The sequence below is a fragment of the Pantoea vagans genome (assembly GCF_001506165.1).
Lineage (GTDB): Bacteria > Pseudomonadota > Gammaproteobacteria > Enterobacterales > Enterobacteriaceae > Pantoea > Pantoea vagans_C.
Map to the genome: position 1 here is coordinate 787,478 of NZ_CP011427.1, position 22,703 is coordinate 810,180.

Annotated in this window: 24 protein-coding genes, 5 tRNA genes and 1 other annotated feature; of the genes, 22 read left to right on the forward strand and 7 right to left on the reverse strand. The window is 51.4% G+C overall.

The features are described 5' to 3' along the window. Window positions 1–64: 64 nt before the first annotated feature. The 15 genes from tam (at window position 65) to luxS (ending at window position 11,003) form a co-directional block, all read left to right on the forward strand. Window positions 65–841, forward strand: a complete 777-nt coding sequence (tam, locus tag LK04_RS03560) for a trans-aconitate 2-methyltransferase (protein WP_039330779.1) — start codon at window positions 65–67, stop codon at window positions 839–841. A 102-nt stretch (window positions 842–943) separates the two neighbouring features. Beyond that, window positions 944–1,438, forward strand: a complete 495-nt coding sequence (gene pncC, locus LK04_RS03565) for a nicotinamide-nucleotide amidase (RefSeq protein WP_039330780.1) — start codon at window positions 944–946, stop codon at window positions 1,436–1,438. A 94-nt stretch (window positions 1,439–1,532) separates the two neighbouring features. Continuing rightward, complete coding sequence (gene recA / locus LK04_RS03570; RefSeq protein WP_039330782.1) at window positions 1,533–2,603, forward strand: recombinase RecA; 1,071 nt, start codon at window positions 1,533–1,535, stop codon at window positions 2,601–2,603. A 107-nt stretch (window positions 2,604–2,710) separates the two neighbouring features. Further along, window positions 2,711–3,226: a regulatory protein RecX gene (locus tag LK04_RS03575; protein WP_231568853.1), complete on the forward strand. Its 516-nt coding sequence runs from the start codon at window positions 2,711–2,713 to the stop codon at window positions 3,224–3,226. A gap of 134 nt (window positions 3,227–3,360) precedes the next feature. Beyond that, a complete protein-coding gene (alaS, locus tag LK04_RS03580; RefSeq protein ID WP_039330786.1) occupies window positions 3,361–5,988 on the forward strand; it encodes an alanine--tRNA ligase in 2,628 nt (875 codons plus the stop codon). A 249-nt stretch (window positions 5,989–6,237) separates the two neighbouring features. Next, entirely contained in the window at window positions 6,238–6,423 is a 186-nt protein-coding gene (gene csrA, locus LK04_RS03585) for a carbon storage regulator CsrA (RefSeq protein WP_004155916.1), read from the forward strand. Between the two features lie 306 nt (window positions 6,424–6,729). Beyond that, a tRNA-Ser gene (locus LK04_RS03590) sits at window positions 6,730–6,822 on the forward strand. 8 nt (window positions 6,823–6,830) lie between these two features. Continuing rightward, window positions 6,831–6,907, forward strand: a tRNA-Arg gene (locus LK04_RS03595). Window positions 6,908–6,992: 85 nt separating this feature from the next. Further along, window positions 6,993–7,069 (forward strand) — tRNA-Arg (locus LK04_RS03600). Window positions 7,070–7,127: 58 nt separating this feature from the next. Then, window positions 7,128–7,204, forward strand: a tRNA-Arg gene (locus LK04_RS03605). A 61-nt stretch (window positions 7,205–7,265) separates the two neighbouring features. Then, window positions 7,266–7,342: transfer RNA gene (locus LK04_RS03610), tRNA-Arg, on the forward strand. A gap of 367 nt (window positions 7,343–7,709) precedes the next feature. Beyond that, complete coding sequence (yqaB, locus tag LK04_RS03615) at window positions 7,710–8,276, forward strand: fructose-1-phosphate/6-phosphogluconate phosphatase (protein WP_039330794.1); 567 nt, start codon at window positions 7,710–7,712, stop codon at window positions 8,274–8,276. Then, a complete protein-coding gene (locus LK04_RS03620; protein WP_039330796.1) occupies window positions 8,273–8,701 on the forward strand; it encodes a YqaA family protein in 429 nt (142 codons plus the stop codon). Before yqaB ends, LK04_RS03620 begins: the two co-directional genes overlap by 4 nt. Window positions 8,702–8,732: 31 nt before the next feature. Beyond that, entirely contained in the window at window positions 8,733–10,337 is a 1,605-nt protein-coding gene (gshA, locus tag LK04_RS03625) for a glutamate--cysteine ligase (protein WP_039330798.1), read from the forward strand. A gap of 150 nt (window positions 10,338–10,487) precedes the next feature. After that, on the forward strand, window positions 10,488–11,003 hold the full coding sequence (gene luxS, locus LK04_RS03630; RefSeq protein WP_039330800.1) for an S-ribosylhomocysteine lyase: 516 nt from the start codon (window positions 10,488–10,490) through the stop codon (window positions 11,001–11,003). 54 nt (window positions 11,004–11,057) lie between these two features. On the opposite strand, the gene LK04_RS03635 is transcribed toward luxS, so the two are convergent. After that, complete coding sequence (locus LK04_RS03635) at window positions 11,058–12,344, reverse strand: HlyC/CorC family transporter (protein ID WP_039330802.1); 1,287 nt, start codon at window positions 12,342–12,344, stop codon at window positions 11,058–11,060. A gap of 13 nt (window positions 12,345–12,357) precedes the next feature. After that, the gene (locus LK04_RS03640) at window positions 12,358–13,152 is read right to left on the reverse strand and encodes a cytochrome C assembly family protein (RefSeq protein ID WP_039330804.1); all 795 of its coding nucleotides are present in this window, start codon (window positions 13,150–13,152) and stop codon (window positions 12,358–12,360) included. A gap of 166 nt (window positions 13,153–13,318) precedes the next feature. Here LK04_RS03640 and ffh point away from each other — a divergent pair, with 166 nt between their 5' ends. From ffh to rplS, 5 genes are all read left to right on the forward strand, one after another. After that, a complete protein-coding gene (gene ffh / locus LK04_RS03645; protein WP_039330806.1) occupies window positions 13,319–14,680 on the forward strand; it encodes a signal recognition particle protein in 1,362 nt (453 codons plus the stop codon). Window positions 14,681–14,822: 142 nt separating this feature from the next. After that, complete coding sequence (gene rpsP, locus LK04_RS03650) at window positions 14,823–15,071, forward strand: 30S ribosomal protein S16 (protein WP_039330808.1); 249 nt, start codon at window positions 14,823–14,825, stop codon at window positions 15,069–15,071. 18 nt (window positions 15,072–15,089) lie between these two features. Beyond that, window positions 15,090–15,638 carry a ribosome maturation factor RimM gene (gene rimM, locus LK04_RS03655; RefSeq protein WP_039330810.1) on the forward strand — a complete coding sequence of 183 codons (549 nt, stop codon included), beginning with the start codon at window positions 15,090–15,092 and terminating at the stop codon, window positions 15,636–15,638. Window positions 15,639–15,673: 35 nt separating this feature from the next. Continuing rightward, complete coding sequence (trmD, locus tag LK04_RS03660) at window positions 15,674–16,438, forward strand: tRNA (guanosine(37)-N1)-methyltransferase TrmD (RefSeq protein ID WP_052206034.1); 765 nt, start codon at window positions 15,674–15,676, stop codon at window positions 16,436–16,438. Between the two features lie 43 nt (window positions 16,439–16,481). Continuing rightward, window positions 16,482–16,832 (forward strand): 50S ribosomal protein L19, encoded by a 351-nt coding sequence (rplS, locus tag LK04_RS03665; protein ID WP_034822234.1) that lies wholly within the window; start codon window positions 16,482–16,484, stop codon window positions 16,830–16,832. Window positions 16,833–16,890: 58 nt separating this feature from the next. On the opposite strand, the gene LK04_RS03670 is transcribed toward rplS, so the two are convergent. Beyond that, window positions 16,891–17,412, reverse strand: a complete 522-nt coding sequence (locus tag LK04_RS03670) for a GNAT family N-acetyltransferase (protein WP_039330812.1) — start codon at window positions 17,410–17,412, stop codon at window positions 16,891–16,893. A 301-nt stretch (window positions 17,413–17,713) separates the two neighbouring features. Between LK04_RS03670 and LK04_RS03675 the strand changes: the two genes are divergently transcribed. Both LK04_RS03675 and tyrA read left to right on the forward strand, forming a co-directional pair. Further along, complete coding sequence (locus LK04_RS03675; RefSeq protein WP_039330814.1) at window positions 17,714–18,793, forward strand: 3-deoxy-7-phosphoheptulonate synthase; 1,080 nt, start codon at window positions 17,714–17,716, stop codon at window positions 18,791–18,793. A 6-nt stretch (window positions 18,794–18,799) separates the two neighbouring features. Next, window positions 18,800–19,921, forward strand: a complete 1,122-nt coding sequence (gene tyrA, locus LK04_RS03680) for a bifunctional chorismate mutase/prephenate dehydrogenase (protein ID WP_039330816.1) — start codon at window positions 18,800–18,802, stop codon at window positions 19,919–19,921. A 34-nt stretch (window positions 19,922–19,955) separates the two neighbouring features. Here the strand turns inward: tyrA and pheA are convergent, their stop codons facing one another. From pheA to bamD, 4 genes are all read right to left on the reverse strand, one after another. Beyond that, window positions 19,956–21,119, reverse strand: a complete 1,164-nt coding sequence (gene pheA / locus LK04_RS03685; RefSeq protein WP_039330818.1) for a bifunctional chorismate mutase/prephenate dehydratase — start codon at window positions 21,117–21,119, stop codon at window positions 19,956–19,958. A gap of 22 nt (window positions 21,120–21,141) precedes the next feature. Then, window positions 21,142–21,266, reverse strand: a sequence feature (Phe leader region). Further along, on the reverse strand, window positions 21,218–21,265 hold the full coding sequence (pheL, locus tag LK04_RS20465; RefSeq protein ID WP_100703679.1) for a pheA operon leader peptide PheL: 48 nt from the start codon (window positions 21,263–21,265) through the stop codon (window positions 21,218–21,220). (Overlaps the previous feature by 48 nt.) A gap of 96 nt (window positions 21,267–21,362) precedes the next feature. Then, window positions 21,363–21,689: a ribosome-associated translation inhibitor RaiA gene (gene raiA, locus LK04_RS03690; protein WP_039330820.1), complete on the reverse strand. Its 327-nt coding sequence runs from the start codon at window positions 21,687–21,689 to the stop codon at window positions 21,363–21,365. A gap of 267 nt (window positions 21,690–21,956) precedes the next feature. After that, window positions 21,957–22,697 (reverse strand): outer membrane protein assembly factor BamD, encoded by a 741-nt coding sequence (bamD, locus tag LK04_RS03695; protein ID WP_039330822.1) that lies wholly within the window; start codon window positions 22,695–22,697, stop codon window positions 21,957–21,959. Between the last annotated feature and the right edge of the window lie 6 nt (window positions 22,698–22,703).

The following is a 22,703-nucleotide window of genomic DNA, read 5'->3' on the forward strand; positions in this document are numbered from 1 at the left end:
CTCTTCGTGTTCTCAACGGAAATAAAGCTAGTGTGAGGCACTTCAGCCTGACAGGAGCGTTGACATGCAAGACTGGAATCCACAGCTGTACCGCCAATTTGAATCGGAGCGCACGCGTCCCGCGCGTGAACTGTTAGATCGTATCCCTGATATTCACGTGCATTATGCCACCGACCTCGGTTGTGGCCCCGGCAATAGCACTGAACTGCTGGCGCAGAAATGGCCGGATGCGCAGATCACGGGCATCGATAGTTCCGCTGCAATGCTGGAACAGGCGCAGGCGCGTCTGCCCTCCAGCACTTTTTTGCAGGCGGATATTCGCACCTGGGAGGCCGCACAGCCTCAGCAGGTCATTTATGCCAATGCTTCTCTGCAATGGCTGACTGACCATCAGACGCTGCTGCCGCACCTGGTTAATCAACTGGATGTTGGCGGAGCATTAGCCGTACAGATGCCAGACAACCTGGAAGAGCCGTCACACCGCTTTATGCGTGAGGTTGCCGCCCGCGAACGCTGGCAGGATCTCATTTCTCCTCAGGCGGCAGATCGGAAACGCCTGTTGTCGACCGAAAACTACTTTGATTTGCTGGGAGATGCAGGTTGCCGGGTGGATATTTGGCGCACGACCTATTACCACCCGATGGCCGATGCGCAAGGCATTATCACCTGGCTAAAAGCGACCGGTTTGCGTCCTTTCCTCGCCGGGCTGGATGAAAAACAACAGGCAGATTTTCTTGATGACTATCATCAAGCGTTAATTCCTGCCTATCCCGCTCGCAGTAACGGCCAGGTTTTGCTGGCGTTCCCGCGATTGTTTATGGTTGCGGTGAAAACGCGCTGAGCAAGCTGAGATCTTCGCTGTAAAATGGCGTGGTAGTGGTTGAAAAGAGCTTCCTGCCACACCATTTATTGCTAACGTGAAGCGCCATAACAGGAGAGGGCGATGAACGACCAACAGTTACAGCAGTTGAGCCAGCGCATTGGTGAACAGCTAAAAGCGCGCCAGGCAACAGTAACAGCCGCGGAATCTTGTACCGGTGGCTGGATTGCCAAAGTCTTTACTGACATTAGCGGTAGCTCTGCCTGGTTTGAGCGTGGCTTTGTGACTTACAGCAATGAAGCCAAACAACAGATGGTGGCGGTGCAAGCCACTACGCTGGCACAGTTTGGCGCGGTGAGCGAGCAAACGGTACGCGAAATGGCGCGAGGGGCCTGCAATGCGGCCGCTGCTGAATATGGCATCGCCGTCAGTGGTATTGCCGGACCAGATGGCGGCTCGGAGGAGAAGCCAGTGGGCACGGTTTGGTTTGCGATTGCAGGGCCGGATGGCCGCGTACTGACGCAGCGGCAGAACTTTTCCGGAGACCGAGATGCAGTGCGCCGTCAGTCCGTCTGCTGGGCACTGCAAACGCTGCTTGATGAATTTCTGACAAATTAAACTTGATACTGTATGGTCATACAGTATAATTACCGGCAACAGAACGAGCAGGCACACAATGATGTCGGCTTACCCAGCATGATTAGGAGTGGAAATGGCGATTGACGAGAACAAACAGAAAGCTTTAGCAGCCGCGCTGGGCCAGATTGAGAAACAATTTGGTAAAGGCTCGATCATGCGCCTGGGTGAAGACCGCTCGATGGATGTTGAAACCATCTCAACCGGTTCACTTTCACTCGATATCGCATTGGGTGCCGGCGGTTTGCCAATGGGCCGTATCGTTGAGATTTATGGACCAGAATCTTCCGGTAAAACCACGCTGACGCTGCAGGTTATTGCCGCGGCACAGCGCAAAGGTAAAACCTGTGCCTTTATTGATGCCGAGCACGCCCTTGACCCGGTGTACGCCAAGAAACTGGGCGTAGATATCGATAACCTGCTGTGTTCACAGCCGGATACCGGTGAGCAGGCGCTGGAAATCTGTGATGCGCTGGCACGCTCGGGTGCAGTAGACGTCATCATTGTTGACTCCGTTGCTGCATTGACGCCAAAAGCTGAAATCGAAGGCGAAATCGGTGATTCGCACATGGGTCTGGCAGCTCGTATGATGAGCCAGGCGATGCGTAAACTGGCCGGTAACCTGAAACAATCCAATACGTTACTGATCTTCATCAACCAGATTCGTATGAAGATTGGTGTGATGTTCGGTAACCCAGAAACCACCACCGGTGGTAACGCGCTGAAATTCTATGCTTCTGTTCGTCTTGATATCCGCCGTATCGGTGCGATCAAAGAGGGCGATGAAGTGGTGGGGAGCGAAACCCGTGTGAAAGTGGTGAAGAATAAAATTGCTGCACCCTTTAAGCAGGCTGAATTCCAGATCATGTACGGCGAAGGCATCAACACCTTTGGTGAGTTGGTTGACCTCGGCGTAAAACACAAGCTGGTTGAGAAAGCCGGTGCATGGTACAGCTACAACGGTGAGAAGATTGGTCAAGGTAAAGCAAACTCGACTAACTTCCTGAAAGAGAATCCAGCGATTGCCAACGAGATCGACAAAAAGCTGCGTGATTTGCTGCTGACCGGTGCCACAGCAGACGCGGGTGCTGCGGACATCCCGACAGGGGATTACGAAGAAGCCAGCGAAACCAACGAAGATTTCTAACATACCGACGGGAGCAGCCATGCTCCCGTTTTGCTTTTCCCCGCTTGTGCTTCCCCTCGACTCCTTCTTGCTTTACCCTGCGCCACAGATAAACCAAGGTAAGACATATGCCATCATCATCTCCTGCGGCATCTGAGCCGACATTCTCTCGTTTACTGGATCGCGCAATGCGTATATTGGCGCAACGCGACCATAGCCGTGACGAACTGAAACGCAAGCTGCAGCTCTCTTCACAACGCGCGGCATATATGCAACAACAGGATCATGTGCCCATCGCCGATGAGTTGCTGGAGAAAGTGCTCGATTGGTGTCAGGAGAGCGGTTGGCTCAACGACCAACGCTTTACCGAACGCTTTATTCAGAGCCGTGCCCGTAAAGGCTATGGGCCACAGCGTGTACGCATGGAACTACAGCAAAAAGGCATCAGTCGCGAGGAGATCGACCAGGCATTATTTGCTACCGAAATCGACTGGAGCCAATGTGCAGCCGATCTGGCCAAGCGTAAGTTCGGTGATCCATTACCGCAAACCTGGGCTGAGAAGGGCAAAGTACAGCGCTTTTTGATGTCAAAAGGCTTTATGATGGAAGATATTCAGGCCGTTTTCAGAAATTTTGACAGCTGAAAGGCAATGGGATTTTACTTCCCACTGAAGAAAATTTATCTTATTCCCACTTTTTGTTCCTCAATCAGCGGTGAGCCTGCAGTTGCAGTTTGCCAGCGAAAGGGAACGTTCGTTAGCGTGATTCCAGGAATTATATGAGCAAGAGCACTGCTGAGATCCGTCAAGCGTTTCTCGACTTTTTTCATAGCAAGGGACATCAGGTTGTAGCCAGCAGCTCCCTCGTACCGAACAACGACCCGACGTTACTGTTTACCAACGCCGGGATGGTGCAGTTTAAAGACGTTTTCCTCGGTCAGGATAAGCGCGACTATGCACGCGCGACCACGTCTCAGCGTTGTGTACGTGCCGGTGGCAAGCACAATGACCTGGAGAACGTAGGTTACACTGCACGTCACCATACCTTCTTTGAAATGTTGGGCAATTTCAGCTTTGGCGATTACTTCAAGAAAGAAGCGATTGCTTATGCCTGGGAACTGCTGACGGGTGAGCAGTGGTTCAAGCTGCCAAAAGATCGTCTGTGGGTGACCGTTTACGAAACCGACGATGAAGCCTTTGAAATCTGGGCTAACGACGTCGGCGTACCGCGCGAACGTATTATTCGCATTGGCGATAATAAAGGCAGTGCCTACGCTTCTGATAACTTCTGGCAGATGGGTGATACCGGTCCATGCGGCCCGTGCACCGAAATTTTCTACGATCATGGCGATCATATCTGGGGCGGTCCTCCGGGCAGCCCGGAAGAGGATGGCGATCGCTATATTGAGATCTGGAACATCGTCTTCATGCAGTTCAACCGTCAGGCTGACGGCACCATGCAACCCTTGCCAAAACCGTCAGTGGACACCGGCATGGGTCTGGAACGTATCGCCGCGGTACTGCAGCACGTTAACTCCAACTATGAAATCGATCTGTTTGCCAAGCTGATTAAATCTGTTGCGCAGGTAACAGGTGCAACAGATCTGAATAACAAATCGCTGCGCGTTATCGCCGACCATATTCGTTCCTGTGCTTTCCTGATTGCTGATGGTGTGATCCCATCTAATGAAAACCGTGGCTACGTGTTGCGTCGTATCATTCGTCGCGCGGTGCGTCACGGCAACATGTTAGGCGCCAAAGAAGCCTTCTTCTATAAACTGGTTGCGCCACTGATTGACGTGATGGGTGATGCAGGTGAAGACCTGAAACGCCAGCAGAAGCACGTTGAAAATGCGCTGAAAAATGAAGAAGAGCAGTTTGCTAAGACGCTGGAACGTGGTCTGGCATTGCTGGATGACGAGCTGGCCAAGCTGCAAGGTGATACGCTGGATGGCGAAACCGTGTTCCGTCTGTATGACACCTTTGGTTTCCCTGCAGACTTAACCGCAGACGTTTGCCGCGAGCGCAATCTGAAGATTGATGAAGCCGGTTTTGAAACTGCCATGGAACAGCAGCGCCAGCGTGCGCGTGAAGCCAGTGGCTTTGGTGCCGACTACAACAGCGTTATCCGTTTTGATACGGCCACCGAGTTCAAAGGCTATGATCAACTGCAGTTGGACGCGACCGTACAGGCGTTGTTCGTTGACGGCCAACAGGTTGAAGAAATCACTGCAGGTCAGGATGCGGTAGTGATTCTGAACGAAACGCCATTCTATGGTGAATCCGGCGGCCAAGTGGGCGACACCGGTGTCCTCGCTGGGCAGAATGCTGAATTTAGCGTCCAGGATACCCAGAAGTATGGCAAAGCCTTCGGTCATATCGGTAAGCTGAAACAAGGTCAATTGCGCGTGGGCGATCGCTTAAATGCGCAGGTGGATGAAGAGCGTCGTGCTCGCATCATTCTGAACCACTCAGCAACCCACCTGATGCATTCCGCGTTGCGTGAAGTGTTAGGCGATCATGTTGGGCAGAAAGGCTCACTGAATAACGACAAATATCTGCGTTTCGATTTCTCGCATACTGAAGCGATGAAGCCTGAGCAGATTCGTGCTGTTGAGGATATTGTTAACACGCAGATTCGCCGCAACCTGCTGATTCAGACCGATGTTATGGATCTGGATGAGGCGAAAACGCGCGGTGCAACAGCGCTGTTTGGCGAGAAGTATGAGCAGCGTGTTCGTGTAGTGAGCATGGGTGAATTCTCCGTCGAGTTGTGTGGTGGTACACACGCGGCACGTACCGGTGATATCGGCTTGTTCCGTATCCAATCTGAGTCAGGTACCGCTGCAGGCGTTCGTCGCATCGAAGCGCTGACCGGTGAGGGTGCGATTGCACAGCTACATGCGCAGAGTGACCAGTTGTCTGATATTGCTAATGTGGTGAAAGCCAACAGCAGTAATCTGAATGAAAAAGTTCGCGGTCTGGTTGATAACGTGCGTGCGCTTGAGAAAGAGCTGCAACAGCTGCGTGATCAGCAAGCTGCGCAGGAAAGTGCATCACTAAGCAGCAAAGCCGTGGATGTGAAAGGGACGAAGCTGCTGGTCAGTGAGCTCAGCAATGTCGAACCGAAAATGCTGCGCATCATGATGGACGATCTGAAGAATCAGCTGGGTTCTGCCATCATTGTGCTGGCTACCGTCGCAGAAGGTAAAGTTTCGCTGATTGCTGGCGTCACAAAAGACCTGACCGATCGTGTTAAGGCGGGTGAGTTGGTGGGCGAACTGGCTGCACAGGTCGGGGGTAAAGGCGGTGGGCGTCCAGATATGGCTCAGGCTGGGGGCACCAATCCTCAGGCGCTGGCTGGGGCGCTGGCTGGCGTGCCGGACTGGGTGAGTAACCGACTGTAACGAAATAAAGCGAAGCATCGTGAAGAGCGCCAGCACCCCGAGTACTGGCGCTTTTTATCGCGATGTGCACCCGTAAATGACAAAGTCCGGTTGATGTGGTGTATTTCGGCTAAACTAACTATCAGCAGAATGTATTGGCGTGGCGATGCACAATGGTGTATTTGTCATAGGCATTGTTCAGCGTTATATGATGGATATGGCCGGGAGATCGAACAGGCCCGACTCTTTTAATCTTTCAAGGAGCAAAGAATGCTTATTCTAACTCGTCGAGTTGGTGAAACCCTCATGATTGGCGATGAGGTGACTGTAACGGTGCTGGGTGTCAAAGGTAACCAGGTACGTATTGGCGTCAACGCGCCTAAAGAAGTTTCGGTGCATCGCGAAGAGATCTATCAGCGCATTCAGGCCGAAAAAACTCAGCAAACGAGTTACTAACGGATTCAGCGCCTCGCCATCGTGCGAGGCGCTACCGCTTTTCTTCACTTCCACCTCTTTTATTCCCCCTTTGTTCTCAATTTCTTTCTTCCCATTTTGTTAACTGCAGCGCGCTTTCGCTGTTGATAAATCAATCTTTTTGTTGGCAAAACACCCTAATTGCGCGTCATTTGTGCAAACAAACAGTTATCAAGAAAAAGTCGGGAAAAATTGTTTGACTTATAAGTGCGGGAAAGTAATATGTGCGCCACGCAGTGCCGATGAGCAGAAACAAAGTTCAAAAGCACAGGCAGTAAGAAAGCGTAAGGTGAGGTGGCCGAGAGGCTGAAGGCGCTCCCCTGCTAAGGGAGTATGCGGTCAAAAGCTGCATCCGGGGTTCGAATCCCCGCCTCACCGCCATTTCCGATGCATCCATAGCTCAGCTGGATAGAGTACTCGGCTACGAACCGAGCGGTCGGAGGTTCGAATCCTCCTGGATGCACCATTCGGAAAGATGAAGTAAGAGTGAACGAGCAGTTCCTTTCATGGTGAGTTGTTAGCACCCTGCGTTATACAAGAATTATTTCAATGCATCCATAGCTCAGCTGGATAGAGTACTCGGCTACGAACCGAGCGGTCGGAGGTTCGAATCCTCCTGGATGCACCATTCTTCGTATCATTCCCAGGTTGATTGCAGTAATTCCATCGTAAGAAAATATCTCAATGCATCCATAGCTCAGCTGGATAGAGTACTCGGCTACGAACCGAGCGGTCGGAGGTTCGAATCCTCCTGGATGCACCATTCTGTTTTATTCATACTTCTCTCAGTATGTTTCATCAGTAATATCAGTTAGACCCCTAATGCATCCATAGCTCAGCTGGATAGAGTACTCGGCTACGAACCGAGCGGTCGGAGGTTCGAATCCTCCTGGATGCACCATATTCTCGAATGTGGAAACTGCCTCAGTGTGTCAAGACGTGATTGACGTTCAGACCGCACTAAAGAGGATAACGTTGCTTCAGCAACGGCCCTAAGGGCGAGGAGAAAGCCGAGTCATCCTCCTGGATGCACCATATTCTCTGTAAAATATTCAACGCCTGCTTTCTGAATTCTTCTCCGTAATCTACAGCACCAACAAAAATCCCTGATTTAACCGCCATTTATCCCCGGCATCGCATCCTGACCTTTTTCCGAAAACAAAAAATGCTAATGCTTTCAAAGCATTTGCTGTTAAGCACACCTGGCGACAACCTAAGCGCATTACGCTAAAGTAATGGCTCATTTAGTGGTACTCGATGGAGTGACAATGTACGACCAATATGACGCCCTGATTTTCGATATGGACGGCACGATTCTGGACACTGAGCCGACACATCGAAAAGCCTGGCAGCAGGTGCTGAGCCGCTATGGATTCACCATGGATGAAGAAAAAATGGTGGCATTCAATGGCGCACCGACCTGGCAACTGGCGCAGTACATTCTTGAGCACAACAATGCCACGCAGGACCCTCATCTGCTGGCCGCAGAGAAAACGGTGGCGTTGAAGGCGATGTTACTCGATGACGTGCGTCCTTTGCCGCTCATGGAGGTGGTAAAGGCCTATCATGGCCGTCGTCCTATGGCGGTGGGCACCGGCAGCGAACACAGCCTGGCGAAAGCGCTGCTTGAAGCATTAGGCGTTTACCATCTGTTTGATGCTGTGGTAGGCGCTGATGATGTTCAACGTCATAAACCGCAACCCGATACCTTTTTACGCTGCGCCGAGTTAATGGGCGTAGCGCCTGAACGTTGTGTGGTGTTTGAAGATGCTGACTTTGGCGTTCAGGCGGCACAAGCCGCGGGCATGGATGTGGTTGATGTCCGCTTACTGTGAATGAGTTTCTGACTTATGGATCGTTATTCGGCAGTAGCTTTCTAAGCGCGACCCTGCTTCCGGGAAGCTCAGAGGCTGTGCTGGTTGCTTTGCTGATCGCCCAAAAGGGGTCGGTCTACGGATTGTTATTGGCTGCATCAGTGGGAAACACCCTGGGTGGCCTGACCAACATTCTTCTTGGTCGTCTTATGCCGCCAAAAGGGCAGGGGCGATGGCACGACACAGCAATGACGTGGTTACATCGATTGGGACCTGCAGCGCTACTTTTTAGCTGGCTGCCGGTAGTGGGCGACCTGCTTTGCGTGTTAGCAGGGTGGTTGCGCTTTGCCTGGCTACCAGCGGTGCTGTTCCTCGCCATTGGTAAAACGCTGCGTTATATCGTTATCGCGACTGCCACATTACAAACAATGCAATGGTGGCATTGATTCGCACAGATTCGAGGCTACGGTTAACATTATGCTGAACAAAAATAAATTATTCGCACAGCGGGAGGTTAATGTGATCCCGGACGTATCTAAAGCGCTCTCTTGGTTGGAAGCGCATCCCGACGCGTTGAAGGGTATCGGCCGTGGCATTGAACGCGAAACATTGCGCGTCAATCCGAATGGTCACCTGGCAACCACCGGACATCCTGAATCGCTCGGTTCAGCGCTTAAGCATGATTGGATCACCACCGATTTTGCTGAAACGCTGTTGGAATTCATCACGCCTGTCGATCAGAGCATTGATCGATCGCTGGCTTTCCTGCGTGACATTCACCGCCATGTGGCGCGTGAGTTGGGGCAGGAGCGGATGTGGCCGTTCAGTATGCCGGGCTACGTCGAAGATGTGGAGAGTATTGAGCTGGCTCAATACGGCAGCTCCAACATCGGCAAAATGAAAACCCTGTATCGTCAGGGCCTGAAAAATCGCTATAGCGCGCTGATGCAGATTATTTCTGGCGTGCATTACAACTTCTCGTTGCCGTTGTCATTCTGGCAAGAGTGGGCGGATGTCAAAGATGCCGAGAGTGGCAAAGAGACGATCTCTGCCGGCTATCTGCGTTTGATCCGCAACTACTATCGTTTTGGCTGGGTGATCCCATATCTGTTTGGTTCATCACCGGCGATCTGCTCTTCCTTCCTGCAGGGACGTGAAAGCAAATTGCCGTTTGAAACCGACGGTAAAGGTACGCTATGGCTGCCGTATGCCACCTCGCTGCGTTTGAGCGACCTGGGGTATACCAACAAATCGCAAAGCGGTTTGGGTATCACCTTTAACTCCCTCGACGGTTATGTTGCTGCGCTGAAAGCAGCGATCAAAACGCCGTCGGAAGAGTATGCCGCCATGGGCACTAAAGACGCGGATGGCAACTGGCTACAGTTGAATACCAACGTGTTGCAGATTGAAAACGAGCTGTATGCACCGATTCGTCCTAAACGTGTCACCCGTTCTGGCGAAGCGCCTTCTGATGCACTGCTGCGCGGCGGGATCGAATATATCGAAGTGCGATCGTTAGATATCAACCCGTTCTCCGCGATTGGAGTCGACGCCAACCAGGCGCGTTTCCTTGATCTGTTCTTGATTTGGTGTACGTTGGCGGATGCGCCGGAGATGAGCTCCGACGAATTGCTGTGTAGCCGTAAGAACTGGAATCGCGTGGTGATGGAAGGGCGTAAGCCTGGCCAGGTGATTGGTGTTGGTTGTAGCGACACAGAACATCCGTTGGTGGACGTGGGCAAAGCGCTGTTTGCAGACCTGAGTCGTGTGGCGGAAGTGCTCGACAGCAATCACGGCAGCACGCAATATCAACAGGTTTGCGATCAACTGGTAGCATCGTTTGATGATCCTGAGCTAACCTATTCGGCGCGCATTCTTCATGCGATCAAAGAAAATGGTTTAACCGGAGCAGGTGTGGCGTTAGCTGAACAGTATCGTCATCTGCTGTGTGAAGAGCCATTAGAGATTTTGACGGAAGATGACTTTAGTCGTCAGGCGTTGGAGTCGGTGCAGTCGCAGAAGAAATTAGAACAGAGTGATACGCTGGATTTCGAGAGCTATCTGGCGGGTCGCGAAGGCTAAAAAAGAAAATGGCCACATCACTGTGGCCGAAATAAACATCTCTGTTGTCAGGGATGATGATAACAAATGCGCGTCTTTCATATATTCAGACGTTGGGCGAACGGAAAAGTTTCATCGTTTTAAAAAAATTCTCAAAACAGGAGGTGACGTATGCCACTACTGGATAGTTTTACTGTTGATCACACCATCATGGGTGCACCTGCCGTGCGCGTTGCAAAAACCATGAACACTCCGCATGGCGATACCATCACCGTCTTTGATCTGCGTTTCTGCCGTCCGAATATCGATATTCTGACTGAGCGCGGCATCCACACGCTGGAGCACCTGTTTGCAGGATTCATGCGTAACCACCTTAACGGTGACGGTGTGGAAATTGTGGATATTTCCCCGATGGGCTGCCGCACGGGCTTTTACATGAGCCTGATTGGTGAACCTGATGAGCAGCGTGTGGCCAAAGCCTGGAAAGGGGCGATGGAAGACGTTCTGAAGGTGAAAGAGCAGAGCCAGATTCCAGAATTGAACGAATATCAGTGTGGTAGCTACAAGCTGCACTCACTGGATGAAGCGCAACAGATTGCACGTAACGTGTTGGCGCATGACATTGGCGTGAACCGCAATGAAGATCTGAAGCTGCCAGCAGAGAAGCTAAAAGAGCTGCACATCTAGTTGTTGCCTGATACTGATAAAAACGCCGCGATGATCGCGGCGTTTTTTTTGGCTTCAGGAACCAATGGACGATTTTAACGGATGGTGTGGGGTAATGCGTACTTGCTTCACCATGTTGTCCTGCACATCGAGAATATCAACGTCGTATTTGTCGATTTTGACGCGAGTCGCCACCTGCGGAATCTCTTCCAGCGCTTCCAGTAACATGCCGTTAATGGTGCGCGCCTCATCTTCAGGGAGTGTCCAGTTGAAGGCTTTATTGATTTCACGCACGTTGGCGCTGCCTTCAATCAGTACGGAACCGTCATTCTGCGGCATCACTTCTTCTGCCAGGGATGGGGACATTGAGGTGGTGAAGTCGCCGACAATCTCTTCCAGAATATCTTCGATAGTCACCAGACCTTTGATGTCACCATACTCATCCACTACTAAACCGACTTTCTTCTTATTGCGCTGGAATTTGACCAACTGCACATTGAGCGGCGTTCCTTCTGGCACATAGTAGATTTCATCGGCGGCGCGCAGCAGACGATCTTTATTAAACTCTTTCTTCTCGGTCATCATGCGCCAGGCTTCACGCACGCGCAGCATGCCAACACAGTCGTCCAGCGAATCGCGGAACAGCACGATACGACCGTGTGGCGAGTTGCTGAGCTGACGAACAATCGATTTCCAGTCGTCATTGACGTTGATACCGACGATCTCATTGCGCGGCACCATGATGTCGTCAACGCTGACTTTTTCCAGATCCAGCACGGAGAGCAGCATGTCCTGGTTACGGCGCGACATCAGCGAACGTGACTCGTACACAATGGTGCGCAGCTCTTCTTTACTCAGCGCCGAGCTGATAGAACCTTCCGTTTTAATCCCGACCATACGCATCAGAATGCGGGTGATGGTGTTAAGCAGCCACACCAATGGCAACATCACATATTGCAACGGCGCCAGCAGCACACTGCTGGGGTAGGCCACTTTTTCCGGATACAGGGCGGCGATGGTTTTCGGCAAGACTTCGGCAAACACCAACACTACGAAGGTCAGAATACCGGTGGCAATCGCCACGCCCGCATCGCCATACAGACGCATCCCGACAATGGTACCTAATGCGGAAGCGAGAATATTGACGAGGTTATTGCCAATCAGCACCAGACTTATCAGGCGGTCTGGACGACGCAAAAGCTTTTCAACGCGACGAGCGGCACGGTTTCCGCTTTTGGCTTTGTGACGCAGTTTGTAACGGTTGAGCGTCATCATGCCGGTCTCTGAACCGGAGAAATACGCAGAGACCAGCACCATGATGACCAGCGTAATGATCAGCGTGGTGGTTGAAACATGTTCCAACGCAAAAATTCCTTTAGTGAGAAGTGAGCAGATGCTGCAGCACGCGGCTGCCGAAGTAGGCCATGGTCAGCAGCAGCGCACCGCCGCAGTTGAACCAGACGACACGGCGTCCGCGCCAGCCTTCGTGATAGTGTCCCCAGAGCAGAACGATATAGACAAACCAGGCAATGATAGAAAGGACAGCCTTGTCGACATTTTCCGCGCTAAACAGGTTGTGCATAAAGAACAAACCGGTGCACAGAACCAGCGTCAGCAACACCACACCAATTTGCGTGATGTGGAACATCTTACGTTCGATGCTCAACAGCGGCGGCATATCCTGAGTGAAAGCCAGTTTCTTATTTTTTAATTGATAGTCGATCCACGCCAGCTGCAGCGCATACAGTGCGGCAATAATCAGCGTTGCATAGGCAAACAGCGACAGGCCGATGTGAATCATCATGCCTGGCGTGGTTTCCAGATGGGTAATAAAGGCATTCGGTACAAAGGTGGCGAAAGCCAGATTGATCAGCGCAAAGCCGTAAACAATCGGCAGCAACAGCCAGCCGCGGTTACGCGACGCCACGATGGTCATGATGGCGCAAATCAGCAGACTGACCAATGAACCAATGTTCAGCAGACTGAGATTTTGTCCGTTATCGACGGCAAAAATACGTTGTTGCAGCGCTACAGCATGGGCAATCAATGCCACGCAGGCTGAAAGCACGGCAAAACGCCGCCAGCCACCGTTGCGTTTCAGCAGGCTGGGAATGATCAATGCAAGGCTGAGGGAGTAGGCGAACAGCGCCACAATCGCGAAAACGAACATAGATCCTTTCAGGTGTCGGTCAGATAAGGAAAAAACCAGTATAGCGCCAGCCGCATCAGGCTCCAAACGATCTCAAGGTCAATTGCAGAGATCGCTGTAGCTTCGTGCTATAATCCGCCGCATTGTGCCGCCCAGGCGGCCTCGCTACGGTCCTAAGTGAGAGAGCATGTTTGATAATTTAACCGATCGTTTGTCGCAATCCCTGCGCAACATCAGCGGCCGCGGAAGGCTGACCGAAGACAACATTAAAGACACCCTGCGCGAAGTGCGCATGGCATTGCTGGAAGCTGACGTTGCGCTGCCGGTGGTGCGTGAGTTTATCAACCGCGTTAAAGAAGCCGCGGTCGGGCAGGATGTCAACAAAAGCCTGACACCGGGTCAGGAGTTCATCAAAATTGTGCGCAACGAGTTGGTTGCGGCAATGGGTGCCGAAAATAATGCGCTGAACCTGAATGCTCAGCCGCCAGCCGTGGTGCTGATGGCCGGTCTGCAAGGTGCGGGTAAAACCACTAGCGTAGCGAAGTTAGGTAAATTCCTGCGCGAGAAGCACAAGAAGAAAGTGCTGGTTGTCTCTGCTGACGTGTATCGCCCTGCGGCGATCAAACAGCTGGAAACCCTGGCGGAACAAGTCGGTGTCGATTTCTGTCCTTCTGACCTGAGTCAGAAACCGGTCGATATCGTGCAGAACGCGCTGAAAGAAGCCAAATTGAAATTCTACGATGTGCTGCTGGTGGATACCGCCGGCCGTTTGCACGTCGATGAAGCCATGATGGACGAAATCAAACAGGTGCACGCCGCGATCAACCCGGTGGAAACCCTGTTTGTGGTCGATGCCATGACCGGCCAGGATGCCGCGAACACGGCGAAGGCCTTCAACGAAGCGCTGCCATTAACCGGTGTGATTCTGACTAAAGTGGATGGTGATGCCCGCGGTGGTGCGGCACTGTCGATTCGTCATATTACCGGCAAGCCGATTAAATTCATGGGTATGGGTGAGAAGACCGAAGCTCTGGAAGCGTTTTATCCAGATCGTATCGCCTCACGCATTCTCGGTATGGGCGACGTACTGTCGCTGATCGAAGATATCGAAAGCAAAGTTGACCGTGAGCAAGCGGAAAAACTGGCGAAGAAACTGAAGACCGGCGATGGATTCGATCTCAACGATTTCCTTGAGCAGTTGAAGCAAATGCGCAACATGGGCGGCATGGCAAGCCTGATGGGTAAACTGCCGGGCATGGGCCAGTTGCCAGACAACGTGAAGTCGCAGATGGATGACAAAGTGCTGGTGCGTATGGAGGCCATCATTAATTCGATGACCACCAAAGAGCGGCAGAAGCCTGAAATCATCAAAGGCTCACGCAAGCGCCGCATCGCAACCGGTTCTGGCATGCAGGTGCAGGACGTCAACCGTTTACTGAAACAGTTCGACGACATGCAGCGCATGATGAAGAAAATGAAGAAGGGAGGCATGGCCAAAATGATGCGTGGCATGAAAGGCATGATGCCGCCTGGATTCCCCGGCCGCTAAGGCGACCGGCTAACAGCCAGATAATTGACACTCTCAGGTTGCTTTTTTCGCCAAAATGAGTAAAATTTTCGGGCTTTTTATATTGCGCTCGGGTTCCATCCCTCGATGGAGCCCGAGCGCTTTATTAACTAATGAGGATGTTATGGTTACAATTCGTTTGGCACGTCACGGCGCGAAAAAGCGTCCGTTCTATCAGGTCGTCGTTACTGACAGCCGCAATGCGCGTAATGGTCGTTTCATCGAGCGCGTAGGTTTCTTCAACCCGATCGCTTCTGGTCAGGCTGAAGGTCTGCGTCTGGATATGGACCGTATTGAGCACTGGGTTGGCCAGGGCGCAACGCTTTCTGATCGCGTTAACGCGCTGATCAAAGAAGCAAAGAAAGCAGCTTAATCTGTCACGGTGGTGAGCATGAGCATTAAACCTGCCGCACAGCTTCCCGTTAATCCAATTGTATTGGGTAAAATGGGTGCCGCTTACGGGATTCGGGGTTGGCTCAAAGTGTTTTCCTCCACTGAAGACGCTGAAAGTATCTTCGACTACCAACCCTGGTTTATTCAGCGCGCCGGTAAATGGCAGCATGTTGAACTGGAAGGTTGGAAGCACCACAATCAGGACCTGATCATCAAAGTCAAAGGCATTGACGATCGGGACGCTGCGGCCCAGTTAACCAATTGCGAAATTCAGGTTGACTCCACGCAGCTGCCAGCGCTGGAAGCAGGTGATTACTACTGGAAAGACCTTATGGGTTGCAAAGTAGTGAACCTCGACGGCTACGAGATGGGAAAAGTCATTGATATGATGGAAACCGGCTCGAACGACGTGCTCGTCGTTAAGGCAAACCTGAAAGATGCATTCGGTGCACAAGAGCGGTTAATTCCGTTTCTTGATGAACAGGTTATCAAGAAAGTCGATCTCTCTACTGGCACTATTGAAGTAGATTGGGATCCTGGTTTTTGATCTCCGGACAATCCGGTAACGTAACGGCGAACGCGATGTGGATTGGTGTTATTAGCCTGTTTCCAGAGATGTTTCGCGCTATTACCGAGTACGGGGTAACTGGCCGGGCAGTAAAAAATGGCCTGCTCAACATTGAAAGCTGGAGTCCTCGTGACTTCACGCATGACCGGCACCGTACCGTGGACGATCGTCCTTACGGCGGCGGACCGGGGATGTTGATGATGGTGCAACCCTTACGGGATGCTATCCACGCAGCGAAAGCAGCGGCGGGAGATGGCGCTAAGGTGATTTATCTTTCACCTCAGGGTCGCAAACTTGACCAACAAGGCGTTTGCGAACTGGCGACCAATCAGAAGTTGATTCTGGTATGCGGTCGTTATGAAGGGATTGATGAGCGCGTGATTCACACTGAGATTGATGAAGAATGGTCAATCGGTGATTACGTTCTCAGCGGTGGTGAGCTACCCGCAATGACATTGATTGACTCAGTTGCCCGGTTTATACCCGGCGTATTGGGGAAACAAGCGTCAGCCGATGAGGATTCGTTCTCGGATGGTTTGCTGGATTGCCCACACTATACCCGACCTGAAGTGTTAGAAGGCATGGAGGTTCCGTCAGTTTTACTGTCGGGCAATCACGCTGATATTCGCCGTTGGCGCCTGAAACAGTCGCTAGGCCGTACCTGGCTAAGAAGACCTGAACTTCTGGAAAACCTGGCTCTGACTGAAGAGCAAGCACGGTTGCTAAATGAGTTCCAACGGGAACATCAGCAGCAACAAAACGATCAGGTGGAAGAGTAATCTTCCCTGACTATCAGTTTACCCAGGATATAGAGATTTAATTATGAGCAACATTATCAAGCAACTTGAACAAGAGCAGATGAAGCAGGACGTACCTTCATTCCGTCCGGGTGATTCCGTGGAAGTGAAAGTATGGGTCGTTGAAGGTTCCAAGAAGCGTCTGCAGGCATTCGAGGGCGTGGTTATCGCTATTCGTAACCGCGGTCTGCATTCTGCATTCACTGTTCGTAAGATTTCAAACGGCGAAGGCGTTGAGCGTGTCTTCCAGACTCACTCTCCGGTAATTGACAGCATCTCTGTCAAACGTCGTGGTGCTGTGCGTAAAGCCAAACTGTACTACCTGCGTGAGCGCACCGGTAAGTCAGCTCGTATCAAAGAGCGTCTTGGCGCGTAAGCGACATCTCAAAGTTAATAGCAAACAAGGGGTTGGCCTACGGGTCAGCCCCTTTTTTTTATGGGCGTTTCAGGTGATAAATCGCCGAGTTCACCGGCCCACTGTCGAGCACGATTAAACCATAGCGGTAATCGATAAACTCGAATCCACTGCGCAAGGCAACCGCTCGGCTGGCGTGGTTCTCTTCTGCTGCGACAATTTCCAGCAACGGAATATCCAGATGCTGGAAGCCAAAGTTGACTAACAGTGCAACTGCTCGCGTCGCGACACCTAGCCGTTGTGCATCACTCCGCACCCAATAGCCAATGGCGTTGAAATCCCCGGGTTGCTGTGCGAAACGAATACCCGCACCGCCAAGCAGACGGCCCTCCCCATCAACGATGGCAAACTCCTCCGCTTCGCCTTTATCACGCTGCATGTGGGTGAAATTGATCCAACTTGTGGCTTCTTCTGCACGATAATCTTCATGTGCCCACGCCATCCACGGCTTCAGGCTGTTCAGCGATTGATTAACGGCCTCGGTAAAGGCTGCGGCATCCTGCAAGACAAAGGGGCGTAACGCAACGTTGGAAGTGGCCACTGAATGATCCCTAAAAAGTTAACCAAATACAGAATGTTAGTGGATCTGTCCGCATAAGGCATTTCTTTTCAAATTACCAAGTGTAAACAAATTGGTACGTTTAAGTAGTCATGCTCTTTTGGTGATTTATATTTAAATTATTGTTTTATAGAGTTTTTGTTTTTAAATTTCGCATGTCGTAATTTGCATGGTAATAAAACTGTACACTCGTGGATTGCAACCTATACATTTTGTGGTAAAGTAAGCGCCATCCTCAGTGAGGATCCAAAAACCGCATAAACGAGTAAAAAGGATCGCTATCATGCAGAAAGACGCGCTGAACAATGTGCATATCGCCGACGAACAAATTTTAATTACCCCGCAAGAGCTGAAAGCGAAGTTCCCGCTCACTGCGGCGCAGGAAGCGCAAATTGCCGCTTCTCGCCAGACCATTGCCGATATTATTGCCGGGCGCGATCCGCGCTTGCTGGTGGTCTGTGGCCCTTGTTCGATTCACGATACCGAAGCAGCGCTCGAGTATGCTCGTCAGTTACAAACTCTTTCTGCACAGTTGAAGGATCAGCTGTACATCGTTATGCGTGTTTATTTTGAAAAACCTCGTACCACCGTCGGCTGGAAAGGGTTAATCAACGATCCTTACATGAACAACTCGTTTGATATGGAAGCCGGGCTACACATTGCGCGTCAGCTGCTGGTCAACCTGGTGGAAATGGGCTTGCCGCTGGCAACGGAAGCGCTGGATCCTAACAGCCCACAATATCTCGGCGATCTATTCAGCTGGTCTGCTATTGGTGCGCGTACCACTGAATCTCAGACACACCGTGAAATGGCTTCTGGTCTGTCAATGCCTGTTGGTTTCAAAAACGGCACAGATGGCAGCTTGGGTACTGCGATTAATGCGATGCGAGCTGCTGCGATGCCACACCGCTTCGTGGGCATCAACCAGGCGGGTCAGGTTTGCCTGCTGCAAACCCAGGGTAACCCGGATGGTCACGTGATTCTGCGCGGTGGTAAAGCGCCAAACTACGGCCCAGAAGATGTTGCGCAGTGTGAAAAAGAGATGCTGAAAGCGGGACTGCGCCCAGCCTTAATGATAGATTGCAGCCATGGTAATTCTAACAAAGACTATCGTCGTCAGCCTGGCGTAGCCGAATCGGCTATCGCGCAGATTAAAGATGGAAACCGCTCCATCATTGGCCTGATGCTGGAAAGCAACATTCATGAAGGCAACCAGTCTTCTGAACAGCCGCGTAGCGAAATGAAATACGGTGTTTCTGTCACTGATGCCTGCATCAACTGGGAAACCACGGAAACCTTGCTGCGTGAAATCCATCAGGATCTGCAGGGAGTGCTGTCGGCGCGTCTGTCACACGAGGTGTAATGAGTCATGGTGGCTGAACTGACCGCGCTACGCGATCAAATTGATGAAGTAGATAAAGCTTTGCTGGGGCTCTTAGCTAAACGCCTTGAGCTGGTAGCCGAGGTGGGGGAAGTCAAAAGCCGTTACGGCTTGCCGATTTACGTGCCAGAACGTGAAGCCAGCATGTTGGCTTCACGCCGACAGGAAGCGGAAGCGTTGGGCGTGTCTCCCGATCTAATCGAAGATGTCTTGCGTCGTTTGATGCGTGAATCCTACGCGCACGAAAACGATAAAGGCTTTAAAACGCTGTGCCCGACGTTGCGTCCAGTGGTTATTGTGGGTGGCCGTGGTCAGATGGGGCGTCTGTTTGAAAAGATGCTCACGCTGTCTGGCTATCAAGTGCGCATCCTCGATAAAGGTGACTGGGATCGTTCCGAGGAGTTGCTCAAAGATGCGGGTATGGTGATGATCAGTGTGCCGATCCACCTGACTGAACAGATTATCTCTGAGCTACCAAAGTTACCGGAAGACTGCATTTTGGTCGATCTGGCATCGGTGAAGAACCGTCCGCTACAAGCGATGCTGGCTGCACATGCTGGGCCTGTACTGGGTCTGCACCCGATGTTTGGGCCAGATAGCGGCAGCCTCGCGAAGCAGGTAGTGGTCTGGTGTGATGGTCGTCAGCCGGAAGCTTACCAATGGTTCCTTGAGCAGATTCAGGTGTGGGGCGCGCGTTTGCATCGTATCAGTGCGGTTGAACACGATCAGAATATGGCCTTTATTCAGGCATTGCGCCACTTTGCCACTTTCGCCTATGGCCTGCATCTGGCGGAAGAGAATGTGAATCTGGATCAGCTATTGGCATTGTCGTCGCCTATCTATCGTCTTGAACTGGCGATGGTGGGGCGTCTGTTTGCGCAGGATCCACAGTTGTACGCAGACATTATTATGTCATCGGAGAGCAATCTGGCGTTGATTAAGCGCTACTACCAACGCTTTGGTGATGCGATTACCTTGCTGGAGCAGGGCGACAAGCAGGCATTTATCCAAAGCTTTGAGCGAGTTGCGCATTGGTTTGGTGATTACGCCCAACGTTTCCTGGTCGAGAGCCGCAGTATGCTGCGCTCGGCAAATGACAGCCGGCAATAAAAGAAAAGGCATCCGCAAGGATGCCTTTTTACTTTTACAGGCGTGGTTCCACAGGCACAACATTTTCACCTGGATAGCATCCCAACACTTTCAGTGAAAGGGTCATTTCACGCAATTCCTTCAGGGCGAGCTGCATACTTTCTGATTGCAGATTGCCCTGCACATCAATGTAAAACATCTCTTCCCACGGATTGCCGTTAATCGGACGGTTCTCCAGCTTACTCATGATCAGATTATGGTTCCGCAGTACCAGCAACGCGTCGACCAACGCACCGGCTTGCTGGCCCGTTGCCATGATCAATGTGGTTTTGGCTGGTACCTGGCTGGAGACTTCAACTGGCTTACGAGCCAGAACGATAAAGCGCGTGTGATTTTGCTGTTGATTTGCCAAATCACGTTCCAGCACCTGCAAGCCATACAATTCCCCGCCCGCTTCACTCCCCAACGCTGCAACTTTCGGTGAGTTCATGGCTGCCACTTTTTCCATGGCGGCAGCGGTGCTTTCGGTGTACTCAATTTTCCACTGCGGGAAGCGATTAATGAACTGGCTGCACTGCTGGAAAGGTTGTGGATGGCTATAAACCGTCTCAATTTGCTGCAGATCGGTATTACCGTTGATTAACACACAGTGTTCGATGGGGATGGTCAGTTCACCCACGATGGAGAGTGAGGTTTGTTGCAGCAGGTCATAAACATCATTGATTGAACCTGAGCTGGTGTTCTCAATCGGCATCACTGCGTAATCGGCCTGGCCAATCTCCACCTGATGAATGATGTCATGGAATTTCAGACAACCGATTTCAACCATTGAATCAAAATGGCGCGCCGAGTACTTACGTGCAGCAAGGTGAGAGTAAGAACCTTTCGGGCCGAGGAAGGCGATACGTGGTGCGTGTGCATGTGGATGATTGAGATTCTTTTGCAGTAGCGCTTGTTGGGTGAGAACCGAATCTTCAATGACGAGTTGGAACAAACGTGTAATGTAGTGTGCATCCAGCTGATGTTTCTTGCCCAATGTAATCAGCGTTTCCAGCAGTGCGCGCTCGCGTTCAACGTCACGAATGGGGCGATGTGTGGCCAGTTTGGCTTGGGCCACTTCAACCGCCAGCGAACGACGTTCAGCCAACAGCGTTAACAGCTTTTCATCAACGGCGCTGATTTTATCGCGTAATGCCAGCAGCGGATTTTCGGGGTTCATAGGGCTCACCTGTAAAATGTCCAATAAAAAAGCCTCCCGGTTGGGAGGCTTTGTTGTTCGTCTTCGCATTCATTTTCACATGACGAATCGCCTCCCAATCAGGGGAAGGTAAAAAAGAATGCGAAGAAGAACGGTAAATGTTTCATGTGTGTTTCCTGTAAGAAGTGAAGTGAGATTAACCGCAGTGCTCAAAAGCTGTCAATAAAAAACGCGCCCGTAGGCGCGTTGCTGGAAAATGGGGGGTTATCCTGCAGGGGTGAAATCTTTCATACTGCTGGTAGCACGACGTGCTTCGGGTTTGTGTTGCGCTTTATTGAGTTGTCGTTCCAGCTTGGCAATCAGGTCATTGATGGCCGTATACATGTCTTCGTGTTTCGCGCTGGCGACCAGCGTGCCGTTTGGCGTATTGATTGTGGCATCAGCCACAAATTCTTTTGGCTCTTTCGATAACACGATATGCGGGTTAATCAGGTCAGTTTGCCATTTTTCCAGCTTGGCGAGACGGTCTTCGACATGGTTGCGGATTGCCGCAGTGATATCCATTTGTTTGCTGGTAATGTTCAGAATCATAGTTAAACCTCTCTGTCATTTCCGTCTGGGTAGGTCCAGCATACCGCGGATATTAAGAAAATATGTGATCTAGATCACATTAGGATGTCACTTTTTGTCAAGGCCAGTGAATTGTGAGAAAGGCTGAGAAAGTCACGGAAAATGCTTGAAGCACAAAGGTGAACGGGGCAAGATTGATGAGTTAACCGCAGCGGAAAATCAGTAAGTTGGCTGATTTTTCAGCAAAAAAAAGCAGCCATTACGGCTGCTTTTTTTATGGGCAGTAAATCAAAACTGGCTATTCGCCGCGATGATTTTTGCCACCTTATCGGCTTCTGCTGTCAACTGCAGCTGGCGATAGGCATTTTCCATCAATGGCAGTGCTTTATGTGTGGCTTCGGTGTCCGGGAAATCTTTCATCATCCCTTCAACGCGGTTAACAACGGCGACATAGGCACCACGCTTGGTATAGAATTGCGCCACCGAGAGTTCATACTTCGCCAGACGCTCTTTCAGGTAGGCTAAACGTTTCTGCGCATCATCAGCATATTGGCTGTTAGGATAACTGCGCAGTAACTGAGAGAAGTCACGGAAAGCATCACGAGCGTGCGTCGGATCACGATCAGAACGATCGATACCGAAGAAGCCCTGCAGTGCAGAATCATCCAACGCCATATCCGTCAGACCTTTCATATAGATGACGTAGTCGATGTTTGGATGAGTCGGATTGAGACGCATAAAGCGTGCGATAGCGGCTTGCGCCAGTGGCAGATCGGCATTTTTGTAATACGCGTAGATCAAATCCAGCTGTACTTGCTGCGAATAAGGACCAAATGGATAGCGGTTATCCAGTGCTTCCAGTTGCTTAATCGCCGCTTTAAAGTTACCGTCCTGCAGCTTTTGCTGGGCTGTGGCGTAAATTTCAGATGGCGGGCTGTCCGGGACCGGATCCGATGAGCCGGAACAACCCACCAGAGCCAGGCTCAGGCTCAATGTGGCAGCAGCCACCAGATGTTTCATACGCGTCATGACGAA